This is a genomic window from Streptomyces sp. Z26, from assembly GCF_003665095.1.
GTDB lineage: Bacteria > Actinomycetota > Actinomycetes > Streptomycetales > Streptomycetaceae > Streptomyces > Streptomyces phytohabitans.
Genome location: NZ_RCHV01000002.1, coordinates 3,865,142 through 3,887,500, shown reverse-complemented (window position 1 = coordinate 3,887,500; position 22,359 = coordinate 3,865,142). Strand labels below are relative to the sequence as shown.

The 22,359-nt window shown below is 74.8% G+C and carries 21 protein-coding genes (1 of these 21 running past the window's edge); 8 read left to right on the top strand and 13 right to left on the bottom strand.

What is annotated here, in order from left to right; genetic code table 11:
• From D7M15_RS17230 to D7M15_RS17195, 8 genes are all read right to left on the bottom strand, one after another.
• Window positions 1–722: the 5' portion of an ABC transporter ATP-binding protein gene (locus tag D7M15_RS17230; protein WP_240649349.1), read on the bottom strand. Its footprint begins 55 nt before the window's first position; 722 of the gene's 777 nt are visible here — the first part of the coding sequence; the start codon lies at window positions 720–722; its stop codon lies beyond the left edge, outside the window.
• Window positions 723–844: 122 nt separating this feature from the next.
• Window positions 845–1,135 (bottom strand): hypothetical protein, encoded by a 291-nt coding sequence (locus tag D7M15_RS17225; RefSeq protein WP_121518338.1) that lies wholly within the window; start codon window positions 1,133–1,135, stop codon window positions 845–847.
• Window positions 1,132–1,533 carry a winged helix-turn-helix domain-containing protein gene (locus D7M15_RS17220; RefSeq protein ID WP_121518337.1) on the bottom strand — a complete coding sequence of 134 codons (402 nt, stop codon included), beginning with the start codon at window positions 1,531–1,533 and terminating at the stop codon, window positions 1,132–1,134. The genes D7M15_RS17225 and D7M15_RS17220 overlap by 4 nt, the downstream gene beginning before the upstream one ends.
• Before the next feature lie 145 nt (window positions 1,534–1,678).
• Window positions 1,679–2,272, bottom strand: coding sequence for a hypothetical protein (locus D7M15_RS17215; protein ID WP_240649348.1), 594 nt, complete (start codon window positions 2,270–2,272; stop codon window positions 1,679–1,681).
• Window positions 2,273–2,353: 81 nt separating this feature from the next.
• On the bottom strand, window positions 2,354–4,198 hold the full coding sequence (gene ilvD, locus D7M15_RS17210; RefSeq protein ID WP_121518336.1) for a dihydroxy-acid dehydratase: 1,845 nt from the start codon (window positions 4,196–4,198) through the stop codon (window positions 2,354–2,356).
• 134 nt (window positions 4,199–4,332) lie between these two features.
• On the bottom strand, window positions 4,333–4,977 hold the full coding sequence (locus D7M15_RS17205) for a TetR family transcriptional regulator (protein ID WP_121520908.1): 645 nt from the start codon (window positions 4,975–4,977) through the stop codon (window positions 4,333–4,335).
• Complete coding sequence (locus D7M15_RS17200) at window positions 4,974–5,816, bottom strand: sugar phosphate isomerase/epimerase (RefSeq protein WP_121518335.1); 843 nt, start codon at window positions 5,814–5,816, stop codon at window positions 4,974–4,976. Before D7M15_RS17200 ends, D7M15_RS17205 begins: the two co-directional genes overlap by 4 nt.
• Window positions 5,817–5,925: 109 nt before the next feature.
• Entirely contained in the window at window positions 5,926–6,858 is a 933-nt protein-coding gene (locus D7M15_RS17195) for a Ppx/GppA phosphatase family protein (RefSeq protein ID WP_121518334.1), read from the bottom strand.
• A 249-nt stretch (window positions 6,859–7,107) separates the two neighbouring features.
• Between D7M15_RS17195 and D7M15_RS17190 the strand changes: the two genes are divergently transcribed.
• Window positions 7,108–7,839, top strand: coding sequence for a hypothetical protein (locus tag D7M15_RS17190; RefSeq protein WP_121520906.1), 732 nt, complete (start codon window positions 7,108–7,110; stop codon window positions 7,837–7,839).
• A 21-nt stretch (window positions 7,840–7,860) separates the two neighbouring features.
• On the opposite strand, the gene D7M15_RS17185 is transcribed toward D7M15_RS17190, so the two are convergent.
• Complete coding sequence (locus tag D7M15_RS17185) at window positions 7,861–9,516, bottom strand: hypothetical protein (RefSeq protein ID WP_121518333.1); 1,656 nt, start codon at window positions 9,514–9,516, stop codon at window positions 7,861–7,863.
• A gap of 230 nt (window positions 9,517–9,746) precedes the next feature.
• On the opposite strand from D7M15_RS17185, the gene radA reads away from it, so the two are divergent.
• A complete protein-coding gene (radA, locus tag D7M15_RS17180; RefSeq protein WP_240649347.1) occupies window positions 9,747–11,234 on the top strand; it encodes a DNA repair protein RadA in 1,488 nt (495 codons plus the stop codon).
• Between the two features lie 259 nt (window positions 11,235–11,493).
• On the top strand, window positions 11,494–12,633 hold the full coding sequence (gene disA, locus D7M15_RS17175) for a DNA integrity scanning diadenylate cyclase DisA (protein ID WP_121518332.1): 1,140 nt from the start codon (window positions 11,494–11,496) through the stop codon (window positions 12,631–12,633).
• 102 nt (window positions 12,634–12,735) lie between these two features.
• Here the strand turns inward: disA and D7M15_RS17170 are convergent, their stop codons facing one another.
• Together D7M15_RS17170 and D7M15_RS17165 are read right to left on the bottom strand one after the other, a co-directional pair.
• On the bottom strand, window positions 12,736–13,566 hold the full coding sequence (locus tag D7M15_RS17170) for a hypothetical protein (protein ID WP_121518331.1): 831 nt from the start codon (window positions 13,564–13,566) through the stop codon (window positions 12,736–12,738).
• A 230-nt stretch (window positions 13,567–13,796) separates the two neighbouring features.
• Complete coding sequence (locus tag D7M15_RS17165; RefSeq protein ID WP_240649346.1) at window positions 13,797–14,507, bottom strand: response regulator transcription factor; 711 nt, start codon at window positions 14,505–14,507, stop codon at window positions 13,797–13,799.
• 266 nt (window positions 14,508–14,773) lie between these two features.
• Between D7M15_RS17165 and D7M15_RS17160 the strand changes: the two genes are divergently transcribed.
• From D7M15_RS17160 to D7M15_RS17140, 5 genes are all read left to right on the top strand, one after another.
• Entirely contained in the window at window positions 14,774–15,700 is a 927-nt protein-coding gene (locus D7M15_RS17160) for an A/G-specific adenine glycosylase (protein WP_121518330.1), read from the top strand.
• Between the two features lie 228 nt (window positions 15,701–15,928).
• Window positions 15,929–16,438: a SigE family RNA polymerase sigma factor gene (locus D7M15_RS17155; protein ID WP_121518329.1), complete on the top strand. Its 510-nt coding sequence runs from the start codon at window positions 15,929–15,931 to the stop codon at window positions 16,436–16,438.
• The gene (locus D7M15_RS17150) at window positions 16,426–17,328 is read left to right on the top strand and encodes a hypothetical protein (RefSeq protein WP_121518328.1); all 903 of its coding nucleotides are present in this window, start codon (window positions 16,426–16,428) and stop codon (window positions 17,326–17,328) included. The genes D7M15_RS17155 and D7M15_RS17150 overlap by 13 nt, the downstream gene beginning before the upstream one ends.
• A gap of 11 nt (window positions 17,329–17,339) precedes the next feature.
• Entirely contained in the window at window positions 17,340–18,107 is a 768-nt protein-coding gene (locus D7M15_RS17145) for a response regulator transcription factor (RefSeq protein ID WP_121518327.1), read from the top strand.
• Window positions 18,108–18,351: 244 nt separating this feature from the next.
• Entirely contained in the window at window positions 18,352–19,878 is a 1,527-nt protein-coding gene (locus tag D7M15_RS17140) for a HAMP domain-containing sensor histidine kinase (RefSeq protein ID WP_121518326.1), read from the top strand.
• Between the two features lie 55 nt (window positions 19,879–19,933).
• On the opposite strand, the gene D7M15_RS17135 is transcribed toward D7M15_RS17140, so the two are convergent.
• Together D7M15_RS17135 and D7M15_RS17130 are read right to left on the bottom strand one after the other, a co-directional pair.
• Window positions 19,934–20,389 carry a VOC family protein gene (locus tag D7M15_RS17135; RefSeq protein WP_121520902.1) on the bottom strand — a complete coding sequence of 152 codons (456 nt, stop codon included), beginning with the start codon at window positions 20,387–20,389 and terminating at the stop codon, window positions 19,934–19,936.
• Window positions 20,390–20,661: 272 nt separating this feature from the next.
• Entirely contained in the window at window positions 20,662–22,356 is a 1,695-nt protein-coding gene (locus D7M15_RS17130; protein WP_121520900.1) for an MDR family MFS transporter, read from the bottom strand.
• Window positions 22,357–22,359 lie beyond the last annotated feature (3 nt).

The following is a 22,359-nucleotide window of genomic DNA, read 5'->3' as shown; positions in this document are numbered from 1 at the left end:
TCCTCGACGGTGCCGCCGGGGGTGAGGGCGCGCAGGGCGCCGGGGGTGTCGTCGGCCAGCAGCCGCCCGGCGCGCAGCAGGAGCAGACGGCCGCAGCGGTCGGCCTCGTCCATGACGTGCGACGAGATGAGCAGGGTCGCGCCGCGTTCGGCGGAGAGGCGGTGGAAGAGGTCCCACAGGTCGCGGCGGAGGACGGGGTCCAGGCCGACGGTGGGTTCGTCGAGGACGAGCAGGTCGGGGGCGCCGAGGAGGGCGACGGCGAGGGAGACGCGGCCGAGCTGGCCGCCGGAGAGGTTCCCGGCGAGGGCGTCGGCGTGCGCGGTGAGGTCCACGTCGGCGAGGGCCCGTTCGACCTGCTCGGCGCGGTCGCGGCGGGGGGTGCCGAGGACGGCGGCGAAGTAGGCGAGGTTCCGGCGGGCGGACAGGTCGAGGTAGACGGACGGGGCCTGGGTGACGTACCCGACGCGGGGGCGCAGCGCGGGGGCTCCGGCGGGGGTGCCGAGGACGTCGAGGGTGCCGGTGACGTGGGCCTGGGTGCCCGCGACGGCGCGCATCAGCGTGGACTTGCCGCAGCCGGAGGGGCCGAGGAGGCCGGTGACGGTGCCGGGGGCGACGTCGAAGGTGAGGCCGTCGAGGACCGTACGGCCGCCGCGTACGACGCGGAGGTCGCGCGCGCGGATGGCGGGCGGGGCGGAGGGGGGCCCGCCCTCGTTATTCATCATGCGTTGAATAATCCTCCGGTGCCCTCGGGCCGTCAAGCGCGGCGCCACGCGAACGCCCGGCCCGCCTGGGGAGGCGGGCCGGGCGTAAAGGAGATGCGGAGCGGGGTACGGCGGGGCACCCGCTACTCGATCTCGCACATCATCCGCTCCATCGACGCGATCGACTTCCGCGCCTCCGTCAGCTCCTCGATGCTGCGGCGGTGCAACTCGACGTTGTCGTCGAGGAGTTCGGCGTAACGGTGGGCGAGCTTGCGGTACTCCTCCTCGCGCGCCGCCAGCATCCGCGCCCGCCACGTCGCGGCGATCTGCCAGACGACCACGATCAGCAGCGCGAAGAACCCCGCGGTGCCGAGCCCCGCCGCCCACACGCCCGCCGGGTCGTCCGCCAGCACCGTCGGCTGCCCGTAGTTCATCTCGTACCCTCCGTCTCACGTCCCGCCGTGCCGCGCCCGGCGGGGTCGCCGTCTTTGGGAGGGGTGTCGCCGGTGAGCGTTCCGGCCGCGGTGGCGACGGTCTCCGGGGTCAGCGCGTACGCGAACGGCGCGACCTCGTAGAACCTCATCGCCTTGCCCCCCGCCGAGACCTCCAGCGACCCGACGACGAGTCCGGCCGCCTCCAGTCGCTGGAGGTGCATGTGCAGCAGCGGGCGGCTCATGCCGATCTCGCGGGCGAGCCTGCTCACGTAGTTCCGGCCGCCGTGCAACGCCTGGACGATCCGCATGCGGTGCGGGTTGCCGAGCGCGGACAGGACCTTCAGCAGTTCGTCTCCCGTGGGGGGTGCTTCTCCCGGCGGGGGTCCGACCGCGGTCATCGCGACGCCTCTCCCTGTGTGTAAGAAAAAGCTGACACGTGGCGACGGGACCCGTCAAAGACTTCTGACACATGTCCGGGTCGACTCAGGGTCCCTCGGGGTCTCTCAGGGTTCACCCCGACCCGGGTCACGGCGTACCGCCCGCTCAGCGACGCTTCGGCTTCCGCTTCGGGCGCGCGTTCGGGCGGGCCTTCGGCTGCTGCGGGCCGCCGGTACGGTGCGCCGGGTTGCGCGTACGGGCGGAGCGGCGGCGTGCGTACTGCCCGAGCGCCTCCTCGTACTCGGTGCGGCGCAGCTTCTCCCCCGGCGCCTCGACCAGGGCGCGCAGCGCGTACGCGAGCAGCACCCCGATGAACCCCACGTGCACCATGCTGCGCATCGACCGCTCCTGCCCCGCGTCCACCGGTCCGGCGGGGTCGGGGCGGTGGCTGAAGCCGGTGAGCGTACGGGAGAAGCCGACGGCGCTGCACACGGCGAAGACGAGCACGAGCAGCACCCGCGCCCAGTCGCCCAGCTCCGCGATGGCGACGCCCTCGTACGCGAGGCGCAGCGCGTACGCGCCCAGCGCGGCGCCCGCCAGGCCGCCGAGGACGACGGCGGCGCGGCGGAGGGCGTAGCCGCCGCCGCGGTCGACCCAGGTGGTGCCGAAGAAGCGGACCGGCTCGGGCACGGGGGCGTCCGCTTCGGCCGCGGGCCGGTGCGCGGGCTCGGCCCCCTCGGGGCGCTGCGTGTCGCTCATGCCGCCGATTATCGCCGTGGGCCGCGCCACCCGTACGGGCCGGGGGCGCGCACCCGTACGCCCCGGTACGCGCCGCCCGCTTCAGGCGCCGAACTGCGACAGGTCGCGGACCGCGCCCCGGTCGGCGCTGGTCGCCATCGCCGCGTACGCCCGCAGCGCCGTGGACACCTTGCGGTCGCGGTCGCGCGGCGCGTACCGGCCGCCGAGGGCCGCCCGGCGGGCCGCCAGCACGTCGTCGGCGACCTTCAGCTCGATGGTGCGGGCGGGGATGTCGATGCGGATCGCGTCGCCGTCCTCGACCAGCGCGATGGTGCCGCCCGCCGCCGCCTCCGGCGAGACGTGGCCGATGGAGAGGCCCGAAGTGCCGCCGGAGAAGCGGCCGTCGGTGACCAGCGCGCACTTGGCGCCGAGGCCGCGGCCCTTGAGGAACGCGGTCGGGTACAGCATCTCCTGCATGCCTGGACCGCCCTTCGGCCCCTCGTAGCGCACCACCACCACGTCGCCCTCCGCGACCCTCTTGGTGAGGATCGCGTCGACGGCCTCCTCCTGCGACTCGACCACGACGGCCTTGCCCTCGAAGGTGTGGATGGACTCGTCGACGCCCGCGGTCTTCACGACGCAGCCGTTCTCCGCGAGGTTGCCGTAGAGGACGGCGAGGCCGCCGTCGGCGGAGTACGCGTGCGCGACGTCCCGTACGCAGCCGTTCTCCGCGTCCGTGTCCAGGGTGTCCCAGCGCTCCGACTGCGAGAAGGCGGTGGCGGAACGGACGCAGCCGGGCGCCGCGTAGAACATCTCCAGCGCCTCCGGCGACGGCGAACCCCCGCGGATGTCCCACTGCTTGAGCCAGTCCGCGAGCGTCGGGGAGTGCACCGCGTGCACGTCCTCGTGCAGGTGGCCGCCGCGGTGCAGCTCACCGAGGATCGCGGCGATGCCGCCGGCTCGGTGCACGTCCTCCATGTGGTACGCGCCGTTGGGCGCGACCTTGCAGACGCAGGGGACGCGGCGCGAGACGGCGTCGATGTCCTCCATGGTGAAGGACAGTTCGGCCTCCTGGGCGGCGGCCATCAGGTGCAGCACGGTGTTGGTGGAGCCGCCCATGGCGACGTCCAGGGCCATGGCGTTCTCGAACGCGGAGCGGGAGGCGATGGCGCGCGGCAGGACCGTCGCGTCGTCCTGCTCGTAGTGGCGCTTCGTGATCTCGACGACCGTACGGCCCGCCGCCTCGTACAGCTCCTTGCGCGCGGTGTGCGTGGCCAGCACCGAGCCGTTGCCGGGGAGGGCCAGGCCGAGGGCCTCGGCCAGGCAGTTCATGGAGTTGGCGGTGAACATGCCGGAACAGGAGCCGCAGGTCGGGCAGGCGGCCTCCTCGATACGGGTCAGGTCCTCGTCGGAGACGTTGTCCGCGACGGCCTCGGACATGGCGTGCACCAGGTCGAGGTTGGACCGGACGGTGCCGTCGACCAGCGTGGTCTTGCCCGCCTCCATGGGGCCGCCGGAGACGAACACGACGGGGATGTTCAGCCGGAGGGCCGCCATCAGCATGCCGGGGGTGATCTTGTCGCAGTTGGAGATGCAGATCAGGGCGTCGGCGCAGTGCGCCTCCGTCATGTACTCGACGGAGTCCGCGATCAGGTCGCGGGACGGCAGGGAGTAGAGCATCCCGGCGTGGCCCATGGCGATGCCGTCGTCGACCGCGATCGTGTTGAACTCGCGCGGGATGCCGCCCGCCGCCTTGATCGCGTCCGAGACGATCCGGCCGACCGGCTGGAGGTGCGTGTGCCCGGGGACGAACTCCGTGAAGCTGTTGGCCACGGCCACGATCGGCTTGCCGAAGTCCTCCCGCTCCACGCCGGCGGCGCGGAGGAGGGCACGGGCGCCCGCCATGTTGCGGCCGTGGGTGACGGTACGGGACCTCAGCTCGGGCATGGCTGCTCCACTCCCTCGGGTTCGCGCGTGCGGACACGCGCGGTAGGACGTTCGAGACCTCCGAGGGTACGCCCGTTGCCCAAGATCCGGACACGTCGATCGGATCGTGAGACCCGTACGGGGTGGCCCCCGCGTCAGCCGTCGCCCGGCGGCGCGTCGCCGGTGAGGTGGTGCTGCACGACCGGGGCCAGCCGGGCGACCAGCTCCTCGGGGTCGGCGGAGGCCAGCGGCTCGACCTTGATCACGTAGCGCAGCATGGCGGTGCCGACGAGCTGCGCCACGGCCAGCTGGACCCGTACGTCGGCGTCCGGCAGCCGTACCTCGCGGGCGAGCCGGGACAGCAGGTGGCGGGTGATCATCTGCCGGAAGATCCGCGCGGCGGTCTCGTTGTTCATGGCGGAACGGACCACGGCGAGCACCGGCTCGCGCGTCGCCGGGTTCTCCCAGACGCCGAGGACGAAGCGCGTCATCTGCTCGCCCACGTGCGCCGAACCCTCCGCAGCGAACTGGTCGGGGGCGCCGATGACCGGCGCGAACGCCGTCTCCAGCGCGGCCTCGAAGACCTGCTCCTTGCTGCCGAAGTAGTGGTGCACCAGCGCCGGGTCCACCTCGGCGCCGCGCGCGATCGCCCGGATCGACGCCTTGTCGTAGCCGCGGGCGGCGAACTCCGCGCGGGCCGACGCCAGGATGCGGTCGCGGGTGCCGGGCCGTCCCTCGACCCGCTCCGCGGTCGCCGGGCGGCCCCGCCCGCGCCGCCCGCCGCCGGGGGCGACGGTCACGGGCGCCACGTCCCGGCGGGGTCGTGGGTGCCGTACGGGGCGGGCGTGAGGTGCCGCCGGGTGTACGCCAGGGCCTCCGCGAGGTCGGCCTCGCGTTCGGCGGCGGACATCGCGCGGCGGGTGTTGACCTCCACCACGACGTGGCCGTCGAAGCGGCGGGCGGCCAGCCGCTGGAGGAGTTCGGCGCAGGGCTGGACGCCGCGGCCGGGCACGAGGTGCTCGTCCTTGGCGGAGCCGTTGCCGTCCGCGATGTGCACGTGCCCGAGCCGGTCGCCCATCCGGTCGAGCATGGCCAGGGTGTCGGCGCGCGAGGTGGCGGTGTGCGAGAGGTCGATCGTGAAGTGCCGGTAGTCGTCCCGGGTGGGGTCCCAGTCGGGGGCGTACGCGAGCATCTCGCGGTCGCGGTAGCGCCACGGGTACATGTTCTCGACGGCGAAGCGCACGTCCGTCTCGTCCGCCATCCGCCAGATCCCGGCGACGAACTCCCGCGCGTACGCCCGCTGCCAGCGGAACGGCGGATGCACCACGACGGTGGACGCGCCGAGCCGTTCGGCCGCGGAACGGGCCCGTTCCAGCTTCGTCCACGGGTCGGTCGACCAGACGCGCTGGGTGATCAGGAGGCACGGCGCGTGGACGGCCAGCACCGGTACGCCGTGCGCGTCCGCGAGGCGGCGCAGCGCCTCCACGTCCTGGCTGACGGGGTCGGTCCACACCATGACCTCGACGCCGTCGTAGCCGAGGCGACCGGCGATCTCGAAGGCCGCCGCCGTCGACTCCGGGTACACCGACGCCGTGGACAGCCCGACCTTCGCCACCGGTGCGCGCGCTGGTTGAACCACGGGGACAGCGTACGACCGCCGCCGCGCGCCCCGGGCGCCGCACCCCGGCGCGCCCCGCGCCCGTACGGCAAGGGCTCCCCGTACGCGTCAGGCCGTCGTCACCCGGCCGTCACGCCGCCCGCAGGTGGTCCAGCCGCCGCAGGATCACGCCCTCGCGCAGCGCCCACGGGCAGATCTCGACGGCCTCGATGCCGAACAGGTCCATCGTGGCCTCCGCCACCAGCGCCCCGGCGAGCAGCTGGCCCGCGCGCCCCTCGGACACGCCCGGCAGCTCCGCGCGCTCCGCGGTCGGCATCGCGGCCAGCCGCGGCACCCACTGCTCCAGCGACTCGCGGCTCAACTCCCGCTGCACGTACAGACCTTCACTCGAACCGGGCGCCCCGGCGAGCCGGGCGAGCTGCTTGAACGTCTTGGACGTCGCCACCACGTGGTCCGGCGGGCTGAAGCGGCTGATCACGCCGACGCTGCGCGCGACCTCCGCCCGTACGTGCCGCCGCAGCGCCCGCACCTGCTCCGCGTCCGGCGGGTCGCCCGGCAACCAGCCCGCGGTGAGGCGGCCCGCGCCCAACGGCAGCGAGACGGCCGCGTCGGGCTCTTCGTCGAGGCCGTACGCGATCTCCAGCGAGCCGCCGCCGATGTCGACGACCAGCAGCCGCCCGGCCGACCAGCCGAACCAGCGGCGTACGGCGAGGAACGTCAGCCGCGCCTCGTCCTCGCCGCTGAGCACCTCCAGCTTGACGTCCGTCTCCTGGGCGACGCGGGCCAGCACGCCCTCCGCGTTCGCGGCCTCCCGTACGGCCGAGGTGGCGAACGGGAGGATCTCCTCGACGCCCTTGTCCTCCGCGATGTCCCGCGCCACGCGGATCGTCTCGGTGAGCCGGTCGACGCCGTCGGAGCCGATGGCGCCGTCCTCGTCGAGGAGTTCGGCCAGCTTCAGCTCCGCCTTGTGGGAGTAGGCGGGCAGGGGACGCGCGCCGGGGTGCGCGTCCACCACGAGGAGGTGGACCGTGTTCGAGCCCACGTCGAGGACACCGAGTCTCATACCCCTCACGCTATCCGCCCCCGCCCCGGCCAACCGCACTCCCGTGCCCCGTAAGGCCGTTACGCTGGGGGCGTGGGCAAGACGAAAGCGGCGAAGCGTAAGAAGCGTGACGAGCAGGGCGTGCGGGACACCGGGGGCGGAGCGGACGCGGCCGTACGGGACGGCGCCGGGGACGACGACGGCGCGGACGCCGACGCCGGGACGGAAGCGGCGACGGGCGCCGAGGGGCCACGGGCCGAGGAGACGGGGCTGGACTTCGCCCGCGCCTGGGTGGAGTTCCCCGACCCGGACGACGCCGAGCAGGTCTTCCGCTGCGACCTGACCTGGCTGACCTCGAAGTGGAACTGCGTCTTCGGCAGCGGCTGCCAGGGCATCAGCGCCGGCCGCGCCAGCGACGGCTGCTGCACGCTGGGCGCGCACTTCTCCGACGAGGACGACGAGAAGCGCGTGGCCGGGCACGCGGCCCGACTGACGCCGGAGACCTGGCAGTTCCACGAGGTCGGCACCACGTCCGGATGGACCCAGCTCGACGAGGACGGCGACCGCCAGACCCGCCGTTGGCAGGGCGCCTGCATCTTCCACAACCGTCCCGGCTTCCCCGGCGGCGCGGGCTGCGCCCTGCACACGCTCGCCCTGCGCGAGGGCCGCGAACCGTTGGAGACGAAGCCCGACGTGTGCTGGCAGCTGCCGATCCGGCGCACCTTCGAGTGGGTGGAGCTGCCGGACGGGGAGCAGCTGCTCTACGTCACGATCGGTGAGTACGACCGGCGCGGCTGGGGCCCCGGCGGCCACGACCTGCACTGGTGGTGCACCTCGGCGCCGTCGGCGCACGGCGCGGGCAAGGCGGTCTACGAGTCGTACCGCCCGGAGCTGGTCGAGCTGATGGGTCAGGCCGGTTACGAGCGGCTGGCGGAGCTGTGCGCGGCACGCACGGCGTCGCAACTGCCGCTGCTGGCACCGCATCCGGCGGACGGGCCGTAGGCACCGCCCTGCCGGAGGCGGTCAACTCGGGGACGGCGACGACGGCTCCGGGTCCGACGGGCTCGGGTCCTCCGAGGACGGCGGGTCGGTCGGGGTCGGGTCGGACGGCTCCGGGTCGGGGTCGGAGGGGCCCGGGTCGGACGGGCGCGGGTCCGGACGCGTCGGGCCCGGCGCCGGGTCCGACGGGGACGGGTCCTCGGAACCGGGCGGGTCGTGCGGCGTGGGCGTCCCCCGCCCCTGCCCCCGTACGGTGACGACGGCGCCCGCCGGGGCGATGTGGATACGGGCCGACCAGCGGCCGGGCGGCTCGCGCCCCTCGTCCACGTACACCGCGAACTGCGTGCTCTCCCCCGGGCGCAGCACCCCCGACGTACGGCTGAGGGACAGCCACGACGCGTCCGTCGACGCGAACCAGCGCACCGGCGACGGCCCCGCCGCCGTCAACGTGACCACCGTGGCGCCACCCGCGCGGTGGGCCTCCACCAGCAGCTTCGCCGTGCCGTCCGGCGTACGGGACGCGGCGGCGCCGGGGCCGTCCGACTCCTCCACGCCCACCGACAGGTCCTTCTCCCCGCGCTTCCCGGCGGCGGTCTCGCGGCTGAAGCGGCCCGCGTTCTCGTACGGGTCGCCGTTGATGCTGTCGCCCTCGCGGTCGGTGGCCGACACCGAGGAGTCCCGGCCCTCGCCGGTGAGCGGGGCGCTGCGGTAGGCGGCCCAGAGGGCGAGCACGGGAGCGGCGATCACCGTCGCGACGACGGTGGTGGTGACGGCGCGGCTGCGGATGCGGTCGCGGCGCGCGGCCCGGTGCTTCAGCTCGACCGGGAAGCCGTTGCGGCCGAAGCGCGGGCTGTGCGTGGCGCGGGCCCGCTGCACGGCGTGCAGCGCGGCGTGCACCGCCGGGCGCGGCGCCTGGAGCACGGCCAGCGGCGCCGCGCCGACGGGCGCGGTGCCCGGCCAGGACACCCCGGCCATGGCCCGTTCGGCGACGCGGCGGCACTCGGCGCAGTCGTCCACGTGCCGCACCAGCTCGCGGCGGAGCGCGGTGCCGAGCAGCAGCCGGTCGTCCCCGGCGAGCCGGGCGACGGCCGGGCAGCCGCCGGACTCGACGACGGCGAGGGCGGCGCGGGTCCGCTCCACCTCGCAGGCGGCGCTGGTGAGCAGCTCGCTGGCGGCCTCGGCGCTGAGCGACAGGACGGCGGCGACCTCGTCGCCGGTGAGGCCGTGCCGGACGGCCAGTTCGAGCGCCTCGCGCTGCTCGGGCGTGGTGCCCGCGGCCTCCGGCCAGGCCAGCGCGGCGAGTTCGCGGCGGCGCTGGGTCGCGGCACCGCCGGACAGCTGCGGCGCGGGGGCCGCCGTACGGCCGTCGCCGCCGTCGGAGAGCCGACGCAGGCAGGCCCAGCGGGCGAGCGCGTAGAGCCAGGGACGGCGCAGGCCGCGGTCGGCGGGCGCGCGGTCGCGGTCGCACTGCCGCTCGGCGACGGCGAGGGCCTCGCCCAGCGCGGCGGTGGCCGCGTCGTGGTCGCACATCACCGAAAGGCAGTACGTGAACAGGCCGTCGAGATACGGTCCGTAGCGATCGGAGCGCCGGTCCTGGGACGGTCGCCGCGCCGAGTGTGCCCGGTGCGCGCCGGTGGTGTGCGGGGGGTGCTCGCGCCTGCTGCTTTTCGTCCGGCTCATCCGGCGACCGTAGGACGGCTGACGGCGTCCTCCCGACCAGCTCGGTCAGGTTTAATCCTTACGGGTGACCATCTCCCTCAAAAGGGGACAACCGGCGGTGTGTCCTGCTGTCCTCACGCGCGGTCACACGCGCCTCGGCGCGCGCCCGCGCCCGTACGGCGCGCGGCCCGGCGTGAGGAACGGTGCCGGGCGCGGGCCCGGTGTCGGTGGGCACGGATACGGTGGCGCGCATGGCTGCCCGTAAGACCTCCGCCAAGGACCGCCCCTCCTACCGCTGCACCGAGTGCGGCTGGACCACCGCCAAGTGGCTCGGCCGCTGCCCGGAGTGCCAGGCCTGGGGCACGGTCGAGGAGGCGGGCGGCACCCCGGCCGTCCGCACCACCGCGCCCGGCCGGGTCTCCGCCGCCGCGCTGCCCATCGGGCAGGTGGACGGGCGGCAGGCCACGGCGCGCGGCACGGGCGTGCCGGAGCTGGACCGGGTGCTCGGCGGCGGGCTGGTGCCGGGCGCGGTGGTGCTGCTCGCGGGCGAGCCGGGCGTGGGCAAGTCGACGCTGCTGCTGGACGTCGCCGCCAAGGCCGCCGGGGCGGGCGGGGAACACCGCACCCTGTACGTCACCGGGGAGGAGTCCGCCGCCCAGGTGCGGCAGCGGGCCGACCGGATCGGCGCGATCCACGACCGGTTGTATCTGGCGGCCGAGACCGACCTGTCGGCGGTGCTGGGCCATCTGGAGGCGGTGGACCCGTCGTTGCTCGTGCTGGACTCGGTGCAGACGGTCGCGTCGCCGGAGATCGACGGCGCCCCCGGCGGCGTCGCGCAGGTGCGCGAGGTGGCGGGGGCGCTGATCCGCGCGTCGAAGGAGCGCGGGATGGCGACGCTGCTCGTCGGGCACGTGACGAAGGACGGGGCGATCGCCGGGCCACGGCTGCTGGAGCATCTGGTGGACGTGGTGCTCCAGTTCGAGGGCGACCGGCACAACAGGCTGCGGCTGGTGCGCGGCGTGAAGAACCGCTACGGGCCGACGGACGAGGTCGGCTGCTTCGAGCTGCACGACGAGGGGATCACCGGACTCGCCGACCCCTCCGGCCTGTTCCTCACCCGGCGCGACGCCCCGGTGCCCGGCACCTGTCTGACGGTCACTCTGGAGGGGCGCCGCCCGCTGGTCGCGGAGGTGCAGGCGCTGACGGTGGACAGCCAGATCCCGTCCCCGCGGCGTACGACGTCCGGGCTGGAGACGTCGCGGGTGTCGATGATGCTCGCGGTGCTGGAGCAGCGGGGGCGGATCAGCGCGCTGGGCAAGCGCGACATCTACAGCGCGACGGTCGGCGGCGTACGGCTGTCGGAGCCCGCCGCCGACCTGGCGATCGCGCTGGCGTTGGCGAGCGCGGCGAGCGACAGCCCCCTCCCGCAGAACCTGGTGGCGGTCGGGGAGGTGGGTCTGGCGGGCGAGGTGCGCCGGGTGACGGGTGTGCAGCGCAGGCTCGCGGAGGCGGCCCGGCTGGGCTTCACGCACGCGCTGGTGCCCGCCGACCCGGGGAAGGTGCCGGACGGGATGCGGGTGCTGGAGGTGGCGGACATAGGAGAGGCGCTGCGGGTGCTGCCGTCGCGCCCGGACCGTTCGGAGCGTGCGGACCGTACGGAGCGGCCCGACGGCGCCGCCCGTACGGAGCGCCCGGCACGCTCCGCCCGTGCGGAACGGGCCGCGCCGGCCGCGTCCTGACCCGCCGCCACCGCCCCGCCGCGGCGCGGAACCCGCCCGGAGGGCCCGCGGGGCGCGGTCCGGGCCGCGCCGCGTCCCGCGCGGGACGCGGTCCGGATGCCCACACAGGTCGGTGCGGAGCAGACCGCACGACGGCGTGGTCCCGCCGGTAGACTTTGCCCCGGTCTCACCCGTCAGCGGTGTCCCGCGTCAAGAACATGCGTACGACGCGATGCCAACCGCGATGCCGACAAGGCACACCCACGACCGAAGGAGAGCAGTGGCAGCCAACGACCGGGCACCAGCTCCCGGCAGGGCCGGCGGGAACCAGGGGAGTTCCCGCGCCGACGGCCTGATGCGCGCCTCTCTCAGCGCGGTCGCTCCCGGCACCGCCCTGCGCGACGGCCTCGAACGCATCCTGCGCGGCAACACGGGAGGGCTGATCGTCCTCGGTGTCGACAGGACCGTCGAGTCCCTGTGCAGCGGCGGTTTCGTGCTCAACGTGGAGTTCGCCGCGACCCGCCTGCGCGAGCTGTGCAAGCTCGACGGCGCGCTGGTCCTGGACCACGACATCACCAAGATCGTGCGGGCGGGCGTCCAGCTCGTGCCCGACGCGTCGATCCCGACGGAGGAGACGGGCACCCGGCACCGTACGGCGCAGCGCGTGTCCATCCAGACCGGCTTCCCGGTGGTGTCGGTCAGCCAGTCGATGCGGCTCATCGCGCTGTACGTGGACGGGCAGCGGCGCGTCCTGGAGGACTCGGCGGCGATCCTGTCCCGGGCGAACCAGGCGCTGGCCACCCTGGAGCGCTACAAGCTGCGGCTCGACGAGGTCGCCGGGACGCTCTCCGCCCTGGAGATCGAGGACCTGGTGACGGTCCGCGACGTCACGGCGGTCGCGCAGCGGCTGGAGATGGTGCGGCGGATCGCCACGGAGATCGCGGAGTACGTGGTCGAGCTGGGCACCGACGGCCGTCTGCTGTCGCTCCAGCTGGACGAGTTGATCGCGGGCGTCGAGCCGGAACGGGAACTGGTCGCGCGCGACTACGTGCCGCAGCCGGGCACGGCGGGCCGCCGTTCGCGTACGGTCTCCGACGCGCTGGGCGAGCTGGACCGGCTCAGCCACACCGAGCTGCTCGAACTGTCCACGGTGGCGCGGGCGTTGGGATACTCCGGCAGCCCGGAGACCCTGGACTCGGCCGTCTCGCCGCGTGGCTTCCGGCTGCTGGCGAAGGTGCCGCGGCTGCCGGGCACCGTCATCGACCGGCTGGTCGACCACTTCGGCGGGTTGCAGAAGCTGCTCGCGGCGAGCGTGGACGACCTCCAGACGGTGGACGGCGTGGGCGAGGCGCGGGCCCGTTCGGTCCGCGAGGGCCTGTCGCGGCTCGCGGAGTCGTCGATCCTGGAGCGCTACGTCTGACCCGCGGGCGTACGGGCGGCCGTACCGGTCGTACGCACCGGGCGGCCGTACGGTCCGTGGTGCTCGTACGGCTCGTGCGGCCGCCCGCCGTCGGTCCCTCGCTCAGTCCTTCGTGAGGCTGAGCGACACCTGCTTCGCCGGGAGCCCCTCGACCTCGATCTTCGCCAGGTACGTGCCGGCCTTCACCGCGCCGCTCGGCGCCTTGCCGCACTCGGGCTCGCTGGCCTTGCGGTTCCACTCCAGCGTCTGGACGGTCGAGCCCTTCGCGGGCACCTGCACGTAGGCCGCGGCGCGGCTGGGCGGGCAGTCGGCGGAGGACCAGACCTGGTCGCCGCCGCCGTCATCGGTGTCCGAGATCGTGAGGACGGTCGCCGTACGGCCGAGGTCGATCCGGCAGTCGTCCCCGCCGCCGTTCTTGACGGTCAGCTTGAAGCGGGGCGTCTCGTCCGGCGCGTAATCGTTCTTGACGCTGGTCAGCGTCACCTCGACCGCGCCGGGCGCGCAGACCGGCAGGCTGTCCCCGGCGGGCATCGCGTCGCCGCCGGTGACGTTGCCGCCGGAGCCGGAGAGGGCGCCGCCGTCCGCCCCGCCCTCGGACCCGCCGCCGCCCCCGTCGTCCTTCTCGTCGCCGCCGCCCTCGTCGTCGCCCCCGCCGCCGGAACCGGCGCCGCCGTCGACCTCGTCGCGGCCGCCGGGGCGGTCGTCGTTGGGGGGTTCGGACGTGGTGGGGCCGGGCGTGATGGAGTCGGTCGGCCCCTGGCCGTCCGGCCCGCCGCGGCCGGAGTCCCCGCGGTCGTCGCCGTCACCGCCGCCCAGACTGAACGCCCACACGGCGAGCAGCGCGAGCAGCGCGACGATGACCACCGCGACTGCCCTCCGTCGCCAGTAGATGGAGGAGGGGAGCGGCCCGATCGGATTGCGCAGTGATCCCACGCGGAAACCTTACGAGACGCGGTCCCCGGCACAGGGACGTACCCGCCGTTCGGGGCCAGGACTTTTGTGATTGATGTGACGGACGGGGCGCCAGAGGGGCCCGGCGGGGCCGGTGTTCACCGCCGGGGCGGCGAAGTCGCGCCGCGCGGGCGGCCGTTGGGACGAGCCGTACGGGCCCCCGTACGCGCCCGCGCCGACCCCCGTACGGGCGCACACCGGACCCGTACGGCTCACGCCAGGCCCGCCTCGTACGCGACGAGCGCCGCCTGCACCCGGTTCTCCGCGCCCAGCCGGTCCAGGACCGCGCTCATGTGCCCCCGGACCGCGTCCTCCACGAGGTGCAGGCGGCGGGCGACGTCCGCGGGGGCCAGGCCGCGGGCGACCAGCGCCAGCACCTCCCGTTGCCGCGTGGTCAGCCCGTCCGTACGGGCGCGGGCCCGCGCGCCGCGCGAGAGGCCGCCGTCCGCCGCGCCGCCGTCCCGCTCGTCGCCGCCCGCCGCCGCGAGCGCGTGCCGGGCGATCCGCGGGGACAGGAAGGCGCCGCCGCGGGCCACCGCCCGTATACCGGCGAGGAGTTCGTGCGGACCGCCGTCCCCGCTGCCCCGGGCGCCGTCGCCGTCCCGGAGGAGGAAGCCGGTGGCGCCGCAGCCGAGGGCGCGGCCGAGGCGGGCGTCCCCGGCGGAGGCCGCGAGGAGCGCCACCGCCGTCTCCGCGCCGTCCCGCGCGCGGAGGATCTCCTCGGCGGCGGCGACCCCGTCGAGCCGCGGCAGGCCCAACGCGAGGAGGGCGACGTCCGGACGGTGGGCGCGGGCCAGTTCGACCGCCGTACGGCCGTCGGCGGCCTCGGCGACGACCTCGACGTCGGGGTCGGCGGCGAGGAGCGCCCGCACCCCCGCCCGTACGGTCTCCTCGTCGTCGGCCAGCAGCACACGGATGTTCACGGTGGCTCTCCCGCTCCCTGGTTCACGTTCCTCCCGGCCAGCGTGCCGCCCCGGCGCACCCGCCCGGAAGGGGGCCGGGGCGTCGGGAAGAGGGGCCGGGGCGCGCGGGTGCGCCCGTACGCCCCAGGACCGTACGCCCGCCCGGCACCGCCCCGCCCCCTGACGGCTGTCCGGCCCACCCCGGCGCTCCCCCGGGGGACGTCGCGCGTTCCGCGCCGCGTGGTCGTTTCGGCCCCGGGACGCTCCGTGTCAGGATCGTGCCTGCCATGACTGCGACCACTGAAGACGCCGCGACAGCCGCCCCGGACCACGACCGCACCGCTCTCCACGCCCCTGTCGTCGACTGGTTCGACGCACACGCCCGCGACCTGCCCTGGCGCCGCCCCGAGGCGGGCGCCTGGGGGGTCATGGTGAGCGAGTTCATGCTCCAGCAGACCCCCGTCTCCCGCGTGCTCCCGGTGTACGAGCAGTGGCTGGAGCGCTGGCCACGCCCCGCCGACCTGGCGGCCGAGCCGTCGGGCGAGGCCGTACGCGCCTGGGGCCGCCTCGGCTACCCGCGCCGCGCGCTGCGGCTGCACGGCGCGGCCGCCGCCATAACGGAACGGCACGGCGGCGACGTACCGAAGGGGCACGCGCAGCTGCTGGCGCTGCCGGGCGTCGGCGAGTACACGGCCGCGGCGGTCGCCTCGTTCGCGTACGGGCAGCGGCACGCGGTGCTCGACACGAACGTGCGCCGGGTGTTCGCGCGCGCCGTCAACGGGCGGCAGTACCCGCCGAACGCCACGACCGCCGCCGAACGCAAGCTCGCCCGCGCCCTCGTACCGGCGGACGACGCGACCGCCGCCCGCTGGGCCGCCGCCACGATGGAGCTGGGCGCGCTGGTGTGCACGGCGCGTACGCCGGACTGCGGGCGCTGCCCGATCGCCGACCGGTGCGCGTGGCAGCAAGCGGGCGCCCCGGAGTACGAGGGGCCGCCGCGCCGCACGCAGACGTACGCCGGTACGGACCGCCAGGTGCGCGGACGGCTGCTGGCCGTGCTGCGGGAGTCGCACACGCCGGTGCCGCAGGCGGTCCTGGACCGCGTGTGGCACGAACCGGTGCAGCGCGCCCGCGCGTTGGACGGGTTGGTGGCGGACGGGCTGGTGGAGCCGCTGGCGGGCGGCGAGTACCGGCTGCCGCAGAGCCGCGGCTGACCCGGCGCCGCGCCGGAGGACGTACGGAGGACCGCGCGCGTCGTGGCCGCGGCGCGCGCGGGACACCGTACGGCGGGGGCCGCGGGGCGGGTGCGGCCCGGCTGTTACACAACCGATGGGCAGCCGCAGGCTCCCCGTCGGTTCACTGCGGGCGCACCCGCAACACCCGCTGCCTAGGTTCTGGGACGTATCGCGAACGCGTCGACGTCGCAGAACGGGGAGGCAGACATGGCCGCGGCAGAGGTTCTGGACTTCGAGGAGTACGTGCGTACCCGGCAGGACGCCCTGCTGCGCAGCGCGCGCCGCCTGGTGACGGACCCCATGGAGGCGCAGGATCTGCTGCAGACGGCCCTGGTCCGCACGTATGGTCGCTGGGACGGAATAGCGGACAAGTCCCTTGCCGACGCCTACCTGCGGCGCGTGATGATCAACACGCGTACGGAGTGGTGGCGCACCCGGCGGCTCCAGGAGGTGCCGACGGAGCACCTGCCCGACGTGGCGAGTGTCGACGACGGGGCGGACCAGCGGGCGGACCGCGAGCTGCTGATGGAGGTGCTGGGCACCCTGGCGCCCAAGCAGCAGCGGGTGGTCGTCCTGCGGCACTGGGAGCAGATGAGCACCGTGGAGACGGCACGAGCGCTGGGCATGTCGCCCGGCACGGTCAAGAGCACGCTGCACCGTTCGCTGGCGCGCATGCGCGAGGAACTCCGGCGGAGGTCCGCGGAGTGCGCCGCCTGACGGCGGGCACCGCCGGGAGCGGTGACCTCGGGGGCGGGAACGGGGACGGGGACGGGGAAGCGGGACGTACGGGGCGCGCGCGGGCGGCGGGCGGCAGGCGCGCGTACGCGGGGGTCGCGGCGCTGGCCGCCCTCCTCCTCACCGGCCTCACGGCGTGCGGCACGACCGCCGGGGGCGTACGGGTCGAGGGCACGGCGACGCACACCGCGCCCGTACGCACGACGCCGTCCAGCGACCCGCCGGAAGACCACGACAGCCCGTCGCGGACCGCGCCGGAACGGGAAACGGAACCGGAACCGGAACGCGAGCCCGAGGTCGTCGGCGACGGCACGGCCTCGTACTCCGAGAGCGGCGAGGTGCGAGAGGTCAGCGAGACGGAGGTCGTCTCCGTCATCAAACGCGACCCGAAGGTCAGCAGCCACGTGAAGCGCGGCCTGAAGCCGTGCGTCGAGGACGAGTACCCGGTCGGCATGGACTTCGCCCGCGCCACCAGCGGCGAACAGGCCGACGTCGTCGTCAACGTGACGTCCTGCTCGGACAGCGTCGGCGTCGGCGCGTACGTCTACCGGCGCAGCACCAACGGCGCCCTCGTCAACGTCTTCGCGGCCGAACAGCCGCCCGTCTCCGCCGTCTTCCAGGACGGCATGCTGGTGGTCACCCGCGACGTGTACGTCGGCGACGAGCCGCTGTGCTGCCCCTCCGGGCGCGACGTCATCACGTACGCCTGGCAGGACGACGTCTTCCGGGAGGTCGGCCGCAGGACGAGCGACGGGGACGGGGACGGCGACGACGGCGGTGTCGAGGCCGAGAGCGCGGACGGCGGCAGCGGGGGCGGCGACACCGGACCGCCCGTACCGTCGACCGCGGAGCCGTGGAGGTGGGAGGAGTGAGACAGGCGGGCATGGCCGAGACACACGTGCTGTTCGTCGAGGACGACGACGTCATCCGGGAGGCGACGCAGCTGGCGCTGGAACGCGACGGGTACGCCGTCACGGCCGTCGGCGACGGGCTGGCCGGGCTGGAGGCGTTCCGCGCGGACCAGCCGGACATCGCGCTGCTGGACGTGATGGTGCCGGGGCTCGACGGCGTCAGCCTGTGCCGACGCATCAGGGACGCGTCCACCGTCCCCGTGATCATGCTGTCCGCGCGCGCGGACAGCATCGACGTGGTGCTCGGCCTGGAGGCCGGGGCGGACGACTACGTGACGAAGCCGTTCGACGGCGCGGTGCTCGTCGCCCGTATCCGCGCGGTGCTGCGCCGCTTCGGGCACGCGAGCGGGCAGGGCATGGGCGGCGCGTACGGGCCGAACGGCGGGCACGGCGGTGCCCACGGCGGGCAGGGCGGGTACGGCGACGGCGGCCAGGACCGGCCGCCGGGTGGCGGCGAGGTCCTGCGCTTCGGCGAACTGGAAGTCGATACGGAGGGGATGGAGGTCCGCAGCGCGGGCCGCCTCGTGTCCCTGACACCGACCGAGATGCGGCTGCTCCTGGAGTTCTCCTCGGCCCCCGGCACGGTGCTCTCCCGCGACCGGCTGCTGGAACGCGTGTGGGACTACGGCTGGGGCGGTGACACGCGCGTCGTGGACGTCCACGTGCAGCGGCTGCGCGGCAAGATCGGCCAGGACCGGATCGAGACGGTCCGCGGCTTCGGCTACAAGCTGCGGGGGTAGGCGGGGCGGCCGGGCTTCGGCCCGGGTGGCCGGTCCGCCCCGGGCCCGCGCCGGTACGCCGCCACGGGAACGCCACCGCCGGGAAGCCGCCGACCTCCGCCACACCCCCGTACCCCCAGGACGCCCTGTCCCGAAAGCACCCACCGTGAAGCGCATCTCCCTCCGCACCGGCCTCCGTTGACCCCCACCCCCCGGTGAGCCACCCCCCGTACCCCCAGGACGCCCCGCCCCGAAAGCACCCACCGTGAAGCGCATCTCCCTCCGCACCGGCCTCCGTTGGAAGCTGAGCGCCGCCATCGCGCTGGTCAGCGCCCTGGTGGCGGTCGCCCTCAGCCTCGTCGTGCACAACGCCGCGCGCAGCACCATGCAGAACAGCAGCCGTGACGTGCAGGACGAGCGCCTCCAGTACGCGAGCCGGATCTACGACTCGACGGGGCAGGTGCCGTTCGGCGCGAAGATCGACGACCCCGAACTGCCGTCCGCGCTGCGCGAGGCGGCCCTGTCGGGTCGGCGCGTCACGTACCTGGAGGAGGCGCCGCACGGGGCGCCCGTCGTGTGGGCCGCGACGCCGCTGCCGGACGACCGGGTGCTGTCGCTCCGTACGCGCTTCTCGGACCGTTTCGCGGTGCTCGCGGACCTGGACCGGTCGCTGCTGATCGGTTCGCTGTCCGTCGTGTTCGGCGGCTGCGCGCTGGGGGTGCTCGTCGGCGGCCAGCTGTCGCGGCGGCTGCGGATGACGGCGGACGCGGCGAGCGAGGTGGCGAGCGGCGACACGAGCGTACGGGTGCGGGACGCGATCGGCGGCCGGGTGCGCGTACGCGACGAGACGGACGAACTCGCGGACGCCGTCGACGGCATGGCCGACGCCCTCCAGGCCCGGCTGGAGGCCGAACGCCGGGTCACCGCGGACATCGCGCACGAGCTGCGCACCCCGGTGACGGGCCTGCTCACGGCGGCCGAGCTGCTGCCGGACGGGCGGCCCACGGAGCTGGTACGGGACCGGGCGCAGGTGCTGCGGCAGCTCGTCGAGGACGTGCTGGAGGTGGCGCGGCTGGACGGGGCGCGGGAGCGGGCGGAGTTGCAGGAGGTGGACCTCGGCGAGTTCATCCGGCGGCGCGTGGCGGTCGTGGACCCGGACGCGGAGGTGCAGATCGCGCGGAACGCGCGGCTGGTCACCGACCCGCGGCGGCTGGAACGCATCCTGGGCAACCTCCTCGCGAACGCCGCCCGGCACGGTCGACCGCCGGTCGTGGTGACGGTGGACGGGCGGCGTATCCGCGTACGCGACCACGGGCCGGGCTTCCCGGTGGGGCTGCTGGCGGACGGGGTACGGCGGTTCCGTACGGGCAGCGACGACCGTTCGCGGCCGGGGCACGGGCTGGGGCTGACGATCGCGGCGGGGCAGGCGCGGGTGCTGGGGGCGCGGCTGACGTTCCGCAACGCCGGTCCGGGCGAGCCGAGTTGGCAGGGGCCGCCGGACGGTACGGGCAGCACGGGCGCGGTGGCGGCGGGCGCGGGCGGCGCGGAGGCGGCGGACGGGCCGGACGGGCAGCGCGGGCGGGACGAGAGCCAGGCCGGGCCGGGCGGGAACGAGGGGGCGGACGCGGGGCGCCCGGCCCGCGTACCCGGGCCCGACACGGGCGGCGTGCCCGGCGCCCGTACCGGCGCGGTGGCGGTGCTGTGGCTGCCGGAGGCGGCGCCGACCGACCCGGGCACGCCGCCCGGCGGGGTGCCCGTCGTGGAACGACCGCGCCGCCGCCTCCGGCGCTGACCCGGCGGGCGGGGGACGGAGGGGTGACGGACGCGCGGCGGGGAGGCCGGGCGCCTCAGTCCGCGCGTCCGCCGCTCCGCGGCTCGGACCGGTCCGGCTCGTCGTCGGGGCGATCCTGCGTGAGCGAGTACCAGTTGCCGGAGGGGTCCCGGAAGATCGCCTCGATCCCGTACGGGCGCTCCTGCGGCTCCTGGATGAACTCGACGCCTCTGCCCTTCAGTTCGGCGTACTCCGCGTAGCAGTCGTCCGTACGGAACGCGCCCGCGCCGAGCACTCCCTTGGCCACCAGCTCCGTCAGCGCCCGGGACGACTCCTGGTCCAGCCCCGGCCCGTCCGGGCGTATCAGCGCGAGCTGCACGTCGCGCTGCCCCCTGGGCGACACGGTGATCCACCGCATCCCGCCCAGGTGCGTGTCCGCCCGCTCCTCGAAGCCGAGCAGTTCGACGAAGAACTCCTTGTCGCGTTCCTGGTCGGTGGACCAGACGGTGGTGAGTGCGAGGCTCTTGATCATGTGGCGCTCCCGGGTGCCTGCCGTGTCCGCGGTGAGTCCGGCCCCGGACGGGGGCCGTGTGCGGTACACAGTAAGCAGGGACACAGCGGTCCGCTTCCCTCCGGAGTCACCCAATTTGCCGCCGCTCCCTACGGTTTCAGCGGAAGCGCCCGTTCCGCCTGCCCCGGCCGTACCACTCGCCCCACTGGCCCCGGCGGGTACCCGCCTCGCGGCCGGGCCCGTACGGATCGGCCCGGCGGAGGGCACGGAGCCCCGCCGGGCCGGTCACCACGTCATGCCTTGACGCTGAGAGTCCCCCGGTCACCGACGGCGTCCGCGTCGCCCGCCGCCCCGGCAGCGGAGTCCGACCCCGTACCCGTACCCGACGCCGTACCGGCCGGGGCGTCCGCGCCCGCGTCCGCCTTCGCCGGGCTCTCCGCCCCGCGCAGCGGCACCTCCTCGATGAACCAGGCCGCCGCGAAGATCACCACGGCGAAGGCCGCCACCAGCAGGAACACCGAGTGCGTACCGTCCGCGACGGCGTGCTCGTACGCGTTCCGCACCCCGTCCGGCAGCTTCGCCAGCGACGCCGCGTCCAGTTGCGCCGAACCGCCCGCGGCCCCCGCGCCCTCGGCGCCGAGCCGTTCGGTCATGGTGCTCTCGACGCGGTTCGCGAAGACGGTGCCCATCAGCGCGACGCCGAACGAGCCGCCGATCGTACGGAACAGCGTCGCGGACGAGGACGCGACGCCCATGTCCTTGGCCTCCACGCTGTTCTGCGCGATGAGCATCGTGAGCTGCATCAGGAAGCCCATGCCCGCGCCGAGCACCATCATGTAGAGCCCGGACGTGAACCGGCTGGTGCCCAGGTCCATCTGCGCGATGAGGAACAGGCCGACGGGGATGAGGGCACCGCCCATGATCGGGTACATGCGGTACCGGCCCGAGGCCGAGGTGGCGCGGCCGGTGACGACCGAGACGATCATCATCGGCAGCAGTACGGGCAGGAGCAGCAGCCCGGAGTTGGTGGCGGAGGCGCCCTGTACGGACTGCTGGAACAGCGGCAGGAACGTCATCGCGCCGAACATCACGAAGCCCAGCAGGAAGCCGATCAGCGCGACGAGGGAGAAGTTGCGGTTCCGGAAGATCGCGAGCGGCATGATCGGCTCGGCGACCCGGCCCTCGACGTAGACGAAGCCCGCGAGCGCGGCGACCGCCAGCGCGGCCAGCCCGACGATCGTCGCGGAGCCCCACGCGTACTCGGTGCCGCCCCAGCTCGTGACCAGCACCGCCGATGTGATCGCCGTGGTGAGGAGCGCCGCGCCGACGTAGTCGATACGGCCGCCGACGCGCTTCTTCGGCAGGTGCAGCAGCGTGATGACCATGGCGAGGGCGACGCCGCCGAGCGGCACGTTGATGTAGAAGGCCCAGCGCCAGCCGAGGTGGTCGGTGAGGGTGCCGCCGACCAGCGGCCCGCCGATCATGGCGAGGGACATGACGCCGGCCATCATGCCCATGTACTTGCCGCGTTCCCGCGGGGGCACCAGGTCGGCCATGATCGCCATGGCGCCGACCATCAGGCCGCCCGCGCCGAGTCCCTGGAGCGCGCGGAAGCCGATGAGCTGGCCCATGGTCTGGGCGGCGCCGGAGGTGACGGAGCCGAGCAGGAAGATCACGATCGACGTGAGGAACGCGCCCTTCCGCCCGTACATGTCACCGAGCTTGCCCCAGAGCGGGGTGGAGGCGGCGGTGGTGAGGGTGTAGGCGGTGACGACCCAGGAGAGGTGCTCCAGGCCGCCCAGTTCGCCGACGATGGTCGGCATGGCGGTGCCGATGATCATGTTGTCGAGCATGGCCAGCATGACGGCGATCATCAGCGCGGACAGCGTGACGCGCACGCTGCGGGGCTGGGGGCCCTTGCCGCCCTTCTCCTGCGGGGCCGCGGGTATCGCCCCGGCCCTTTCCTGGTCCTGCGCTGGGTCAGCCATGAT